Source organism: Echinicola arenosa, assembly GCF_014841125.1.
Classification (GTDB): domain Bacteria; phylum Bacteroidota; class Bacteroidia; order Cytophagales; family Cyclobacteriaceae; genus Echinicola; species Echinicola arenosa.
In genome coordinates this window covers 237,679-251,822 of record NZ_JACYTQ010000006.1, presented here as the reverse complement: position 1 = coordinate 251,822, position 14,144 = coordinate 237,679, and the positions used below count along the sequence as shown (strand labels likewise).

Sequence of the window (14,144 nt, the reverse complement as noted above, 5' to 3'; positions counted from 1 at the left end):
TTAAAAAAAACACCTTTTTACACCAAATAAAATACCGCAAAAAAGCCACATCCTTTCATATTATATCTCTCAGAACAGAACACAATTAAGAAATACTGAATTCACAAAAAAATAATTTAGTTTTTATTGTTTTTTAAATTTCCACATCCTAATTTTGAAACCATGATTAAACAAGCAGCAACATATTTTATCTTTTTCTTTTTTTACTTTCGTCCTCAAGGTCGAATCGGAGCTGCTTATTGTCTGGATAAAAAATAAAATTCATACATAAACTTAAAAAGCCCGATTCGAAAGAGTCGGGCTTTTTTATTTCAATCAAATAACAAAATGAAAGATCACTTAAAAACGTCAGAATGGGGCTTAGGCCTAAAAGGTCACACGATCATCGCCGGACCTTGTAGCGCTGAAACTCCAGAGCAGGTAGAAAAAGTTTGCCTAGAAATGAAAAAGGAAAATATCATTCCTTCAATTTTCCGTGCTGGAATCTGGAAACCAAGAACTAGACCAGGAAGCTTCGAAGGCATTGGTGAAGACGGACTTAAATGGATGGAGATTGTCAGGCATCATCTTAATATCCCTATCACTACCGAAGTTGGTAATACTGCCCACGTTGAATTGGCCTTAAAACACAAGGTTGATGTGCTTTGGATTGGTGCCAGAACAACTGTCAACCCTTTTGCCGTTCAGGAAATCGCCGAAGCGCTACGAGGAACTGATATCCCTGTTATGGTCAAAAACCCAATGAATCCTGACCTTCAATTGTGGATCGGTGCTCTGGAAAGACTTCACGCTGTGGGAATCAACAAGCTTGCAGCCATTCACAGAGGTTTCAGTGATGCATATGATAAGCGATTCAGAAACAAACCTAACTGGTCGATGCCTATCCACCTTAAGAGAGAATGGAAAGGAATGGAAGTGATCAATGATCCAAGTCACATTGTAGGCAAAAGAGATGGTATTCTAGAAGTTTCTCAAAGAGCCATCAACTTTGGCTTGGATGGCTTGATGATTGAAACCCACCATGATCCTGATAATGCATGGAGTGATGCCAAACAACAAGTTACACCTGCTCAACTAAAAGATATTCTTTCTAAAATCGATTTCAAAAGCACTTTGGGTGCCGAAAAACCAAGCGAAAGACTTAGCGACCTAAGAACAGCTGTTGACCATTTGGACGATCAGTTAATCGATCTTTTGGTTGAAAGATTCTCAGTTATTGACCAAATCGGTTCACATAAGAGAGAGCACAAATTAACGGTATTTCAATCTGACAGATGGAAACAAGTGATGGACTCCAGAACCGATAAAGGTGTGGCGAAAGGACTAAGCGAAAAATTCATGAAGGAGTTGCTTTTCACTATTCATGAGGAGTCTGTAAAAAGACAAGAAAAACAGCTTAGATCAGGCGATCCAGTAAAAAAAGATGCCTAAGTAATTTATATTTGTAAATAAATAAAATCCCTTGGAATCAATCATTTTCTCATCGCAAATAGCAACCGACTTGGAAAGGTATCTTAAAAGCAAGAGCTTTTCCAAATTAGGTCTTATAGCAGATAGTAATACCTATCAAGCTTGTTATCCATTAGTTCAGGAAACACTTCCTCCTCACGAACATTTTCAGTTTGAAGCAGGAGAAATCAATAAAAACCTGGACACCTGCAAGGACATTTGGCAATGGATGACAGATTGCGGATTTGACAGAAAATCACTGATCATCAATCTAGGAGGTGGAGTTACTGGAGATATGGGTGGATTTTGTGCCAGCACCTACAAGCGTGGCGTAAAATTCATCAATATCCCCACCTCTCTCCTTTCACAAGTAGATGCCAGTGTGGGCGGTAAGCTTGGCATTGATTTCAACGGATTCAAAAACCACATTGGAGTATTCAATGAACCAGAAACTGTAATTATCTCTGATGCTTTTTTGAAGACTTTACCCCTACCGGAACTTAGATCTGGTTACGCGGAAGTCATCAAACATGGACTGATCAAAAACGAGAATTACTTCAGAAGTCTAAAGCTACATAATTGGGAAACCCAAGCCTGGAAAGACATTATTGAAAAATCGGTTTACATCAAAAAAGATGTGGTCAACAAAGACCCAAAAGAAGAAGGGTTAAGAAAAATCCTCAACTTTGGTCACACTGTTGGTCATGCAGTGGAGTCCTTTTATCTTGACACAGAGAGGCACCTTCTGCACGGAGAAGCAATAGCCATTGGAATGATTGCTGAGGCCTATTTATCCCATCAGCACATTAGACTTCCCAAAGATGAACTTGATACCATTATCGAAACCCTTTTGGGAATATTTGGCAAAGTTGAAATCCCTAAGGAAGACCTCGATGCCATTGCTCAACTGTGCTTCCAAGACAAGAAAAATGATGGAAAGACCATCAATTGTTCTCTCTTGAAAAAAATAGGAGAGTGCGATTACAATATTGCCGTTAGCCTTGATGACATCATTGAATCCCTAAATTTTTACAACGCTCAACATCCATGAACAATATAACATTAGCGCCTAAACCAGGTTTTGGTGAGGTCACTATCCCATTGCCTTCCTCAAAAAGCGAAAGCAACAGGGTATTGATCATTGATGCGCTTACAGAGGGAGAAAACGATATCTCCAATTTGGCAGAAGCAAGGGATACCCAAACCATGATCAGACTTCTTCGAGAAGATCCTGAGATTTTGGATGTCTTGGACGCTGGTACCACCATGCGTTTTTTAACCGCTTATGCCGCTTTGTCAAATAGAAAAAAAACGCTGACAGGCACTCCTAGAATGTGTGAAAGACCAATTGGCATATTGGTGGACGCACTTAGAAATATTGGAGCTAAAATCAAATACAAAGGGAAAGAGGGATACCCTCCATTGGAAACCCAAGGCTTTTCTGAGCAACTCACCGATCATGTCAAAATCCGTGGAGACGTAAGCAGCCAGTATATTTCTGCTTTATTGATGAATGCCCCCCTGCTTCCCAAAGGGTTGACTTTGGAGCTAACCGGAAAAATTGGATCAAGGACTTATATTGAAATGACACTGGAGCTGATGAAACAGTTTGGTATCCAATATACTTTCCATGATAATATCATTAATGTACCTCACCAATCTTATAAAAACACAGCCTTTGCAGTGGAAAGCGATTGGTCAGGAGCCAGCTATTGGTTCAGTCTTTTGGCCTGTGCTGAAAAAGGCTCATTGTTCCTAAAAGGTCTCAAAAAAGACAGCCTTCAAGGAGACTCAAAAGTCGTAGACATCATGGACAAATTGGGCGTTCAAAGTGAATTCACCAATGAAGGAATACAACTCACCAAAAAGCCAGTTACCGGTCTTCAGGAATTTGACTTTACCCATTGCCCAGACCTGGCCCAAACAGTTGCAGTGACCTGTGCTATCATTGGGCAAAAAAGTAAATTCACAGGACTGGAAAGCCTAAGGATCAAAGAGACGGACAGGATTTATGCTCTTCAGCAAGAGCTGGCCAAATTCAATGCCCAATTAGTGGAAGAAGAAAACGAAGTGTTTACACTTATTCCATCCACAGGTATTCCTGAAACAGTAACCATTCACACCTATGATGACCACAGAATGGCCATGGCATTTATGCCTTTAGCCACCAAAACGAAAGTCATCATTGAAGACAAAGAAGTAGTCAACAAATCCTATCCAAGCTTTTGGAAACATTGCGAACTGGTGGGCGTTTTGTAAATACTTAAAAGCTGTCTATCAAATGTGGACAGCTTTTATTTTCCCCACAGGAACCATTCTAGTAAAAGTCAATCTATTGATATTTTGCATGGACTGATCTAATTACACAGGACAATTCTAACACTTGACCTAACCTCCACAAAATTGAAATCTCCACAACAACGAGTAGCCATTCAAGGCATCAAAGGATCCTACCACTATCAAGTAGCACTAAACAAATTTGGTTCTGAAATCAATGTCATAGAATGTTTGAGCTTTTCCGAATTAGTGCGAAAAATTATCAATGAGGAAGCTGATATTGGGGTATTAGCTTTGGAAAACTCTATTGCTGGAGCCATCCTTCCCAATTATGATTTGATGGACAGAAACAACCTCAGCATCATTGGGGAATTTTATCTTCCCATCGCCCACCAACTGATGGCATTGAAGGGTCAAAGTATTGAAGATATCAAAGAGGTACGCTCCCACCCAATGGCTTTATTGCAATGCAAAGCTTTCTTTGAACATTATCCCCACATCAAATTGATTGAGGATCTTGACACTGCTGCGGTAGCCAAAACCATTAATGATGAAAAACTAAAAGGTGTCGGCGCGATTGCCGGGAAATCAGCTGCCGAATTCTACCAATTGGACATTCTGGCTTCTGACATACAGACGATCAAAAATAACTTTACAAGGTTTTGTATTGTCCAAAAGGAAAACAAGGCTAGTGAAAACAGCTCTTTCGACAAAGCTTCAATCAAACTGATCATTAAAAATGAACCTGGAAGCCTAGCTAAAGTACTGACTACAATGAGTGAGCACAATCTGGACCTCTCCAAAATCCAGTCACTCCCTGTTATAGATGAACCTTGGAATTATGCTTTTTTTATTGATATGATATTCAACAATATTAAAGACTATCATGAAACAATCGAGATCCTCACCAACAGAGGCCATAAAATCAAAGTTTTGGGAGAGTATAAAAGCACTAAATAACCTACCATGATCAAGCCCGCAGAAAGACTAAACCAAGTTAAAGAATATTATTTTTCTAAAAAGCTCCGAGAAGTTGCCAAACTAAAAGCAGAAGGTCACCCAATTATCAATATGGGAATTGGCAGCCCAGACTTGCCTCCCCACCCAAGTGTAATTGAGGCATTAAATAGCACCAGCCAAATGGAAACATCCCATGGCTATCAAAGCTATCAAGGCAGCCCCGCACTCCGGGAGTCCATTGCTGCTTTTTACCAAAAATATTACGACACCACTTTATCTCCTGTGGATGAAATACTTCCCATGATGGGGTCCAAGGAAGCCATCATGCATATTTCAATGGCTTACTTAAACCCTGGAGATAAGGTCTTGATCCCAAATCCCGGCTATCCGACATATTCGTCTGTCACTGAATTGGTAGGTGCTAGAGCTATGTATTACGATTTAAAGGGTGATAGTCGTTGGCTCCCTGACTTTGATCAGTTAAATAAACTGGCAGAGGAAGGAATCAAACTAATGTGGGTCAACTACCCCCATATGCCCACTGGGGCAACAGCCAATATTGAAATCTTAAAGAAACTAGTAGATTTTGCTAAGGACCACCAAATCCTATTGGTCAATGACAATCCTTACAGCTTTATCCTTACAGAAAAACCTTTTAGCATCCTTTCCATCGAAGGAGCTAAAGATATTGCTTTAGAGCTTAATTCCCTAAGCAAAACTTTCAATATGCCCGGTTGGCGCGTAGGGTTTCTTTGCGGCCAAGTCAATTACCTTAAGGAAGTTTTAAAAGTAAAAAGCAACATGGACTCAGGCATGTTTTTGGGAATTCAAGCAGGAGCCATTGCCGCCCTAAATTTGGAAAGTAGTTGGTTTGACCAAATGGACAGTATTTATCAAAAACGTAGAGAACTTGTCTGGAAATTAGCTGAAAGAGTAGGTGCTATTTGCGAAAAAGAAAGTGCTGGCATGTTTGTTTGGGCCAAATTAGCTGATAAAACCGATCCGATGGCCTTGGTGGACAAACTGCTTTATGAAAACCATATTTTCATCACTCCCGGTGATATTTTTGGAAGTAATGGCCATGGTTATATTAGGTTTTCCTTATGTGTGCCTGAGGACACCATACAGGAAGCTTTGGATCGTATCAATATATCTTGGAATAAATAGTCTGTAAAACAAAACAATATGGAGCTAAAAAAAATACACATCATTGGATTAGGACTTTTAGGTGGCTCATTTGCTTTAGGGATTAAAAAAGCCTTTCCATCCGTTAAAATAAGCGGAACAGACAGAAATCCTACGCACCTAGATGAAGCGATTTCCTTGGGTATTATTGATGAAAAATCGGACCATCACCCGCAGGGTGCGGACATCATCATCATCGCAACGCCGGTACATACCATCAGTCCACTCCTTCAAAAAATCCTGGATGAAATCCAACCCGAGACTTTAGTCATGGATTTTGGCTCAACCAAAGAGGAAATTTGCAAAGCAATTAGCCTACACCCCAAAAGACAAAACTACTTGGCTGCTCATCCAATTGCTGGCACGGAATACTCTGGACCTGCAGCAGCTCTTCCGGACTTGCTTCTCAACAAAATCATGATTTTATGTGAGCTGGAAAAAACTGACCTTCAACTCAAAGCTAAAGCCTATGAAATATTTGAAGCGCTTAACATGAAAATTAGGTTTATGGAACCTCACGATCATGACAATCAACTGGCCTTTGTTTCACACCTTTCCCACATCAGTTCCTTTATGCTAGGCAAAACAGTTTTGGACAAAATGGAAAATGACAAAAACATTTTCAATATGGCCGGAAGTGGCTTCGCTTCCACTGTTCGATTAGCCAAAAGCTCCCCCGATATGTGGACACCGATTATGCAGGAGAACAAAACAAATATTCTAGAAGCCCTAAATGGTTACATAAAAAATCTGATCGATTTCCGTGATAATTTAGTCAATGATGAATACGAAGAGCTTTTCGATAAAATGAAAAATACCAATCAAATTGGAAACATTTTGGATCTGAAAAAATAATGGATGACTGTTAGATTGATTTGAAATACTCTGGAGCCTGTAACAGTCTTGTTCCATACCAAGAAAACATTTCTCCATCCACCAGTTTCACTCTTGCCCTTGGTATTGCTGTCCTATAAAAACCCATGTGTTTTTCCTTAAAGGGAAAGGGCTCCGAGCTTAGCAAAACATAATCAGGGTCTAGTGAAATGAGCTCTTTCAATGAAATAGAAGGATAACGTTCTTCTTCGATTGGGTTTTTAAAACCCGCTTTCCCCATCATATCGTTGATAAACGTATTCTTCCCTGCCACCATGATAGGATCTTGCCAAATCAAATACACTGCTGTACCTCTTTGAGGGAAAGTCTGTTTAAACTTTTCAGTTAAATTTTTGGCAATAATGTAAGCTTCCTGTTCTTTTCCTGTTATCAGCCCGACTTCTCTTATCATTTCTAAAGCATCCTCGAGTTTGAAAACATCACTCATCCAAACCGGATAATCTTTGGCCAACCTCTCAATTCCTTCTTTGTAATTCTCTTCTTTATTCCCAATAATCAAATCTGGACGAAGTTCCTTAATCACATCAAAACGAAACTGCTTAGTACCACCTATTATCTTTTTCTCTTGTTTTATACGAGAAGGATGAATACAAAATTTAGTCACTCCCACCAGCCTATCTTCCAGCCCAAGATCCAATAAAAGCTCCGTTTGAGATGGTACCAATGAAATAATCCTTTTGGGGATTTTCTCTATCCAAACCTCCCTTTCCATTTGATCTCTATAATACATGATCCTATGATAATTGTCTTCTATTCACTAAAAACGGAGCAATTGTAGAAATAGCAAAAAAAATCCCCGAAAATTTCGGGGATTTTTTTCACCTATTAAACCGTATAAAGAAAGTTCTACTGTTTCATTTAATCAAATAAGTTTTTAAAATTCTGTTAGGGCGTTGACAAATTGAAATTTCTCAACCCCTATCCAATAATCTTAGGGTTTATACCTGAAAGGCCTTGATTCTATCAAAATTAGAAAAAGTTTTTGAAATTAAAAACTTTCATTACCTTTTTAATAAAACATAAAAACTTATGATTAACATTCATTTATCAATACCGTCCGCTTTCACGATTTAGCATTATAAAAAATTAAGTATAGCAATTATTTAAAATTTTTAGTAAACCATGGATTTAGATCCTGTGCATAGTTCATTATCAATCAACACATTAATCGCTCAGCTAGATTTACAGAAAATAGGATTTTACTTTAATATTTAAATAGGTTCAAAAAAACAACTCAAAGCTCTCCTCTTTAAAACTGAGGAAAAGTTTGTATTTGCCGGTAAGATTTTGTGTGTTCCACATACTCTAAACATACATGCTGGACGCCATTGCTAATCGCCATAAACCGAGCATTGATGGTTTTGTTATAGACACAAACTTGTTCTACCACTTTCTGGTCTAGTTTCACTTCAGGAGCTTTACATTCTACCAATAAAAACGGACTGCCTTCTCTATCGAGCACCAAAATATCAAAACGCTTGCTCAGTCGATTATACCTCAGCCCCCTTTCCAAAGCAAAAAGACTCTTGGGGTATTTTTTGTACTCTACCAAATAATAGATAAGGTGCTGCCTAACCCATTCTTCGGGTGTCAAAACCAAAAACTTCTTTCTTAAAGCATCGAAAATACTTAATTTCCCATTTTCAGTTGTAATCTTAAAATCTGTAGTTGGCAAGTTAAGTGGAGCCTCTAGAAAAGGAAAGTCTGCTGCTGTCATGCTACAAATATCCAAGCTTAATACATTAAATGAAACTAAGCACTCGAAAAATGAAATCGCCTCAAGTAAAATATCTATTTAGCGCACTTCTTTTCTCCTTCTTTTCTTGCCAAGAAAAAGAAGCCGTAGATCTAATCGTGCACAATGGAATTGTGTATACAGTAGACCGTGGTTTCTCCAAGACTGAAGCTTTTGCTATTACGGACGGTAAATTTACTGCTATTGGTTCTAATGATGAAATTTTAAACTCATTCAATGCTCCTGAAATCATCGATCTGAAAGGCAAGTTTGTTTATCCAGGGCTAATAGACTCTCACTCTCATTTTTACCGATATGGCCTTAGCTTGAAAGTAGCCGACCTCAATGGCATTGATTCTTTCGAAAAAATAATCGAGGCTGTTAAATCCCACAAAGAGCAACACCCCAATCAAGCTTGGATTCTCGGTAGAGGGTGGGACCAAAATCTGTGGAATGAAAAAGTTTTCCCAAACAAAAAACTTCTGGATGAAGCTTTTCCAAACACCCCCGTTTTACTTACAAGGATCGATGGTCATGCTGCTATTGCCAACCAAAAAGCCCTAGATATGGGAGGTATAACAAGCAATACCAATGTTAGTGGAGGAAAAATCGTTGTGGAAGCAGGTGAAGTCACTGGTGTTTTGGTAGATAATGCAATAGACCTAGTATCTTCCAAAATCCCACCAGTCAGCAATATTCAAGCAAGAAAAGCTCTGCTTGAAGCCCAGAAAAATTGCTTTGAAGTAGGATTAACAACCGTTGTGGATGCTGGGCTGGACAAAGAAACCATTGAATTGATCGAAATCATGCAAAAGGAAGGTAGTTTAAAAATGAGAATTTATGCCATGATCACCCCTTCCAAAAACAATCTCAAATATTACTTCGACAAGGGCCCGTTCCAAAACGAGTCATTGACAGTCAGAAGCTTCAAGGTCTATGGTGACGGGGCTTTAGGTAGTAGAGGAGCAAGCCTGCTCGCCCCTTACCATGATGCCCCAGAAGAAATTGGCTTTCTACTCGATACCCAAGAAAACTTCCTTAAACTTGCCGAGCAGTTCAACGAACACGGGTTCCAGATGAACACACACTGCATCGGTGATTCGGCCAATCGGGTTTTATTGAACATTTATGCCAAAGTACTCAAAGGAGAAAATAACAAAAGGTGGAGAATAGAGCACGCCCAAGTAGTCAATCCTTTAGATGTTGAAAAATTTTCCATCTACAATATCATTCCATCCGTACAACCGACCCACGCTACTTCAGACATGTACTGGGCCAAAGACAGGCTTGGCCCTGAAAGGATCAAACACGCTTATATTTTCAAAGATTTGATGAATCAGAATGATATGATCGCATTAGGAAGTGACTTTCCTGTAGAGAGCATAAACCCTTTATTCGGATTTCATGCTGCCGTAGCCAGAAAAGACGCCAATAATTGGCCCGAAGAAGGCTTCCAATCAGAGAATAAGCTGAGTAGGAAACAAGCTTTGAAAGGAATGACAATTTGGGCTTCTTATGCTAATTTTGAAGAAAACTTAAAGGGAAGTATCGAAAAAGGCAAGGTGGCTGACTTCGTTATTACTGAAAGAGACATCATGACCGCTCCTGAAGAAAACCTGCGAGATATCAAAATAAGCTCAACTTATTTGGGAGGTGGGAAAGTTTATTAAAAGCTCAAATAAGGCTTGAGTCTATTGACCCATTCCTCCGAAAATATTTTAATGGTCAAAATATCTTCTGGAGATTGGTAATTCCCATGCTGCTCCCGATATGCCACAAGAACCTTGGCTTCTCCATATTTTATATAGGGATGGGCTGAAAGCTCTTTTGCGCTAGCTGCATTTATATCCAATTTGTGCGAGATGGAAGGTTCAAAGGTGAAATAATCAAAAACCCGCTTAGCCACTTCCTCATCAAGACCATAAACTTCCATTATTTGCTCTCGGTAATATAGACCTCCTAGGCTTTCCCTGAATTTCACTATCCTGCCAGCAAGCTTCTCTCCAATCCCGGGCACAATTTGTAATACCGAGGAATCTGCCTCAGCAAAGCTTATCTTATTAAGTACAGGATTTTTTGTTGCAGCCTTTCTCCACCGATTAGTATCTTTTTGCTCTTTGGAAGGTGTAGAAACTAAAGTAAAGGAGTTTTTCTTCACCACACTGTCTTCCTCCTTTATTTCCATATCCGCCAATAACAAACTATCCGCCAAAGCTAAATAGGATTTATAGTCAGCCTCCAATTTTTGACGTTGATAAGCCTCCCAAATGATAGGTAAAAAAGCCGTAAATAAAATGAAAGGAATTACCAACGTAAAGCCTCTGGCTTCTCGCTGGCTAAAACCAAAGTAACTTTTCAAAAAGTAAAAAAATGATCTTTTCATAACAACCGAGCTTAAACAATCCGCAACAAATAAGTATCAAACAATTACGCTCAATAGACTTCATCTATTGTCCATAAATTAATCATATTGGAATTAATTTCAAATATTTAGCATTATTGCAGTGACATAGAACAGAAAGAAAGCCCTGAGTTATTTAGACAGATTTTAAATTACCAACAGCAATTGCGAAATAATTCATTTCGTGCGCTTTCTGTGATAAATTTGTAGTCTAAAATTACTGATAATGCAGCATAAGTTTAAAGCCATTAGTCTTTCCTATAAAAATGCTCCTGTAGAAATCAGGGAAATTATAGCGCTGGACGACAAGGCGATTCACTCACTTCTTGTAAAATTAAAGGAATTTTTCAATGTTAAGGATACTTTAATTTTATCTACCTGCAACAGGACAGAAGTGTATTATGCGCATGAGCTTGACTTAAGTGTTGAAATTATCAAGCTTATCGGAACTGAAAAGGGCCTTCATAATGTCGTTTCTTATCTAGAGTATTTTGATATTATCCAAGATGATAAAGAAGCTATCCAACACCTTTTCAAAGTCTCTATGGGCTTAGAAGCTCAGGTAGTTGGTGACATGCAAATCTCTAATCAAGTCAAAAGAGCTTATCAGGCAGCCTCTGACATGGAAATGGCTGGGCCTTTCCTTCATAGGCTGATGCATACCATCTTTTTTACAAACAAAAGGGTCGTTCAGGAAACGGCTTTCAGGGATGGAGCAGCCTCTGTTTCCTATGCGGCTGTAGAACTGATTGAAGAACTTACTTCCAACACTATCAATCCACGAATTCTTTTAGTGGGATTGGGTGAAATTGGAGAAGATGTAGCCAAGAACATGGTTTATATCCCAAATGCCGAAGTAACCCTGACCAACAGAACCCATGAAAAAGCGGTTCGTATGGGGGCTGAACTTGGCCATAATGTCATTCCATTTGAAGAAGTTTATGATGCCATGGACAAAGCAGATGTGGTCGTATCTTCCATTGCAGCATCAGACCCTTTTATCACCAAAGAACTGACCAAAAAGTTCAACATCCAAAGCTATAAACTGTTTGTTGATTTATCTGTGCCAAGAAGCATAGAAACAACTGTGGAAGATGTTCCCGGAGTACTTCTTTATAATGTAGACAATATCCAAAGCAAAGCCACAGAAGCTTTGGAAAGAAGGCTTGCTTCAGTACCTCAGGTTGAAGGCATCATCGAAGAAAGCATAGAGGAGTTTTACGATTGGAAAAAAGAAATGATGGTATCCCCTACTATCAACAAATTGAAAAATGCCTTGGAGCAAATCAGAAAAGAGGAGTTAGAGCGTTATTTAAAAAATGCCAGTGAACAGGAATATGCTGTAATTGACAAGATCACCAAGAGCATGATGCAGAAGATCATTAAAGTTCCTGTAGTACAACTCCGTGCTGCCTGCAAAAAAGACCAAGCTGAAGGAATGATTGATATCATATCGGATCTTTTTGATCTTGAAAAGGAGAACACCAAGCACGCATAAACAATATTTATTTTACCAAAATGCTTTTCAAACCTGCTTAAGCAATGCTTTTGACGGTATTTTTTACTTAGTCCCTTTTTGTTTTTTACATTTTTTGAAAAACACCAACATTCCTCTTACTTTAGAGTCCAAATTTAAACTGCATCTTTTCAATGACAAGTAATTTAAAGAAGTGGATCATCACTGCATCCATGTCACTGATTGCTTTTAGCGTCTGCCAAGCCCAGGTATATGAGGTCTATGACACCCAACTAAATCTGGTACAAAAAATCAACAATGATCACATCTTCTTATTGAGTGAATCCATCCGTGTAAGTGATAAAGATCAAAAACTAAAACTACTCAATAATAATTATGAACCTTTTCTTAACCTGGAAGGATCAGAAATATATCAATATCTAAGCCCTTGGATACTGGTAAAGGGCAATGACAAATATGGCGCCTATCATGAATATGGAGAGCAAATCTTGAAGCCAGAGTATGACCATATTGACACGCATTATAACCAGCTACTAGGGAGAAAGGGAAACACCTACTTCCACTATGATATTGGAACCAAGGTACTGAAACCGATTGGATCTTTTGAGTCAGCTTATATAGCACAAAATGGACAGGTTATTGCAAAAATCCCTGCTGGATATATGTTACCTCTATCTGATAACCCCAACCAAATTTATCAAGACCTACAACCAGTTTCAGACGGTGCTATTATCTCCCATGAGCCAAGTGGATACGGTCTGATCAATCGGAAAGGTGATTACATTTTAGAACCAATTTTAGATACTCTAAAGCACTTGGAAGGTGAATTTTTCTATGGCTATAATGAAAACCAGTACATGCTGCTAAAAGCGACAGAGGATGATGCTGACATCAGGTACAGCAGTTACCACAAAATCACATTGGAAAATGATGTAATCCTTGAGTACATTCATGGAAGACTACGAAGGATAATGAAGAATGATGGAATTCTTCTGGATATTATGGGTATGGACCATGTAACCCGTATCGATAAAGATCACTATAATGTTTACTTCAAAAACGGCAGGGTCGGTCTTTTGGATAGCAAAGGTGTATGGCGAGTAGTTCCATGCGACAGTGTCACCTCGATCCTTCCTGGGCAAGAAGAACTTTATGGAGCCTTAAAAGACAGGCATTTTGGCTTTGTAAATAGAGCTGGGAAATTGGTTATCCCTAACAAGTTCGAAGCTGTCAACAAATTCTCAGAGGGCTTAGCTGGTGTAAAGTTGGGAAATCTTTGGGGCTACACTGACAGGAATGGAACAACTGTCATTTCACCACAATACGATGAAGTAGGGGAATTCCATCGTGGTGTAGCTATTATAAAAAAGGATGGTCGAGTGAACCTGTTAGATAAAAGCGGCAAGGAACTGCTGCCCCAATATTATGAGCAGATTTCTCTCTCAGATGACCAATATTACATCACTGAACAAGAAGGCCTCTATGGCATAATAGACCCATTGGGAAAAGAAATAACCGCACCAATTTTCGAATCTCTCCGCAGGGAAGGATATGATAAAATAATAGTTCAAAAAAATAACAAGTTCGGTATCCTTAACGAATCAGGAGAACTTTCATTACCAGTCTATTATCAAAATATACTGATCGATAATGGAACTCAAAAAATACTGGCAGAAGACATTTATACCCCTCCTGTTTTAGAGGAAGCTAAAGGAGGAAGAAAGAAAAAGAAGAAAAGTAAATAAGGCTTAAAAAGTAAAAGCCAA

Annotated in this window: 12 protein-coding genes; 9 read left to right on the top strand and 3 right to left on the bottom strand. The window is 38.9% G+C overall.

Annotation, left to right across the window (positions count from 1 at the left end; translation table 11 throughout):
* Positions 1 to 327: 327 nt before the first annotated feature.
* The 6 genes from IFO69_RS16640 to IFO69_RS16615 all read left to right on the top strand — a co-directional run bounded on the left by IFO69_RS16640 (position 328) and on the right by IFO69_RS16615 (position 6,726).
* Positions 328 to 1,431, top strand: a complete 1,104-nt coding sequence (locus tag IFO69_RS16640; protein ID WP_192011253.1) for a chorismate mutase — start codon at positions 328 to 330, stop codon at positions 1,429 to 1,431.
* Between the two features lie 31 nt (positions 1,432 to 1,462).
* On the top strand, positions 1,463 to 2,500 hold the full coding sequence (gene aroB, locus IFO69_RS16635) for a 3-dehydroquinate synthase (protein ID WP_192011252.1): 1,038 nt from the start codon (positions 1,463 to 1,465) through the stop codon (positions 2,498 to 2,500).
* Positions 2,497 to 3,708: a 3-phosphoshikimate 1-carboxyvinyltransferase gene (locus IFO69_RS16630; RefSeq protein ID WP_192011251.1), complete on the top strand. Its 1,212-nt coding sequence runs from the start codon at positions 2,497 to 2,499 to the stop codon at positions 3,706 to 3,708. Before aroB ends, IFO69_RS16630 begins: the two co-directional genes overlap by 4 nt.
* A gap of 144 nt (positions 3,709 to 3,852) precedes the next feature.
* Positions 3,853 to 4,686 carry a prephenate dehydratase gene (locus tag IFO69_RS16625; RefSeq protein ID WP_192011250.1) on the top strand — a complete coding sequence of 278 codons (834 nt, stop codon included), beginning with the start codon at positions 3,853 to 3,855 and terminating at the stop codon, positions 4,684 to 4,686.
* A gap of 6 nt (positions 4,687 to 4,692) precedes the next feature.
* Positions 4,693 to 5,853: a pyridoxal phosphate-dependent aminotransferase gene (locus tag IFO69_RS16620; RefSeq protein ID WP_192011249.1), complete on the top strand. Its 1,161-nt coding sequence runs from the start codon at positions 4,693 to 4,695 to the stop codon at positions 5,851 to 5,853.
* Positions 5,854 to 5,871: 18 nt separating this feature from the next.
* The gene (locus IFO69_RS16615) at positions 5,872 to 6,726 is read left to right on the top strand and encodes a prephenate dehydrogenase (protein WP_192011248.1); all 855 of its coding nucleotides are present in this window, start codon (positions 5,872 to 5,874) and stop codon (positions 6,724 to 6,726) included.
* A gap of 10 nt (positions 6,727 to 6,736) precedes the next feature.
* Here the strand turns inward: IFO69_RS16615 and IFO69_RS16610 are convergent, their stop codons facing one another.
* Together IFO69_RS16610 and IFO69_RS16605 are read right to left on the bottom strand one after the other, a co-directional pair.
* Positions 6,737 to 7,495: an ABC transporter substrate-binding protein gene (locus IFO69_RS16610; RefSeq protein ID WP_192011247.1), complete on the bottom strand. Its 759-nt coding sequence runs from the start codon at positions 7,493 to 7,495 to the stop codon at positions 6,737 to 6,739.
* 519 nt (positions 7,496 to 8,014) lie between these two features.
* Positions 8,015 to 8,482, bottom strand: a complete 468-nt coding sequence (locus IFO69_RS16605) for a type I restriction enzyme HsdR N-terminal domain-containing protein (RefSeq protein ID WP_192011246.1) — start codon at positions 8,480 to 8,482, stop codon at positions 8,015 to 8,017.
* A gap of 50 nt (positions 8,483 to 8,532) precedes the next feature.
* Here IFO69_RS16605 and IFO69_RS16600 point away from each other — a divergent pair, with 50 nt between their 5' ends.
* Positions 8,533 to 10,170: an amidohydrolase gene (locus IFO69_RS16600; protein ID WP_192011245.1), complete on the top strand. Its 1,638-nt coding sequence runs from the start codon at positions 8,533 to 8,535 to the stop codon at positions 10,168 to 10,170.
* On the opposite strand, the gene IFO69_RS16595 is transcribed toward IFO69_RS16600, so the two are convergent.
* Positions 10,167 to 10,883: a ComEA family DNA-binding protein gene (locus IFO69_RS16595; protein WP_192011244.1), complete on the bottom strand. Its 717-nt coding sequence runs from the start codon at positions 10,881 to 10,883 to the stop codon at positions 10,167 to 10,169. The two genes, IFO69_RS16600 and IFO69_RS16595, sit on opposite strands and share 4 nt — an antisense overlap.
* Before the next feature lie 244 nt (positions 10,884 to 11,127).
* On the opposite strand from IFO69_RS16595, the gene hemA reads away from it, so the two are divergent.
* Together hemA and IFO69_RS16585 are read left to right on the top strand one after the other, a co-directional pair.
* Entirely contained in the window at positions 11,128 to 12,399 is a 1,272-nt protein-coding gene (gene hemA, locus IFO69_RS16590) for a glutamyl-tRNA reductase (RefSeq protein WP_192011243.1), read from the top strand.
* Between the two features lie 152 nt (positions 12,400 to 12,551).
* Positions 12,552 to 14,123, top strand: coding sequence for a WG repeat-containing protein (locus tag IFO69_RS16585; RefSeq protein WP_192011242.1), 1,572 nt, complete (start codon positions 12,552 to 12,554; stop codon positions 14,121 to 14,123).
* Positions 14,124 to 14,144 lie beyond the last annotated feature (21 nt).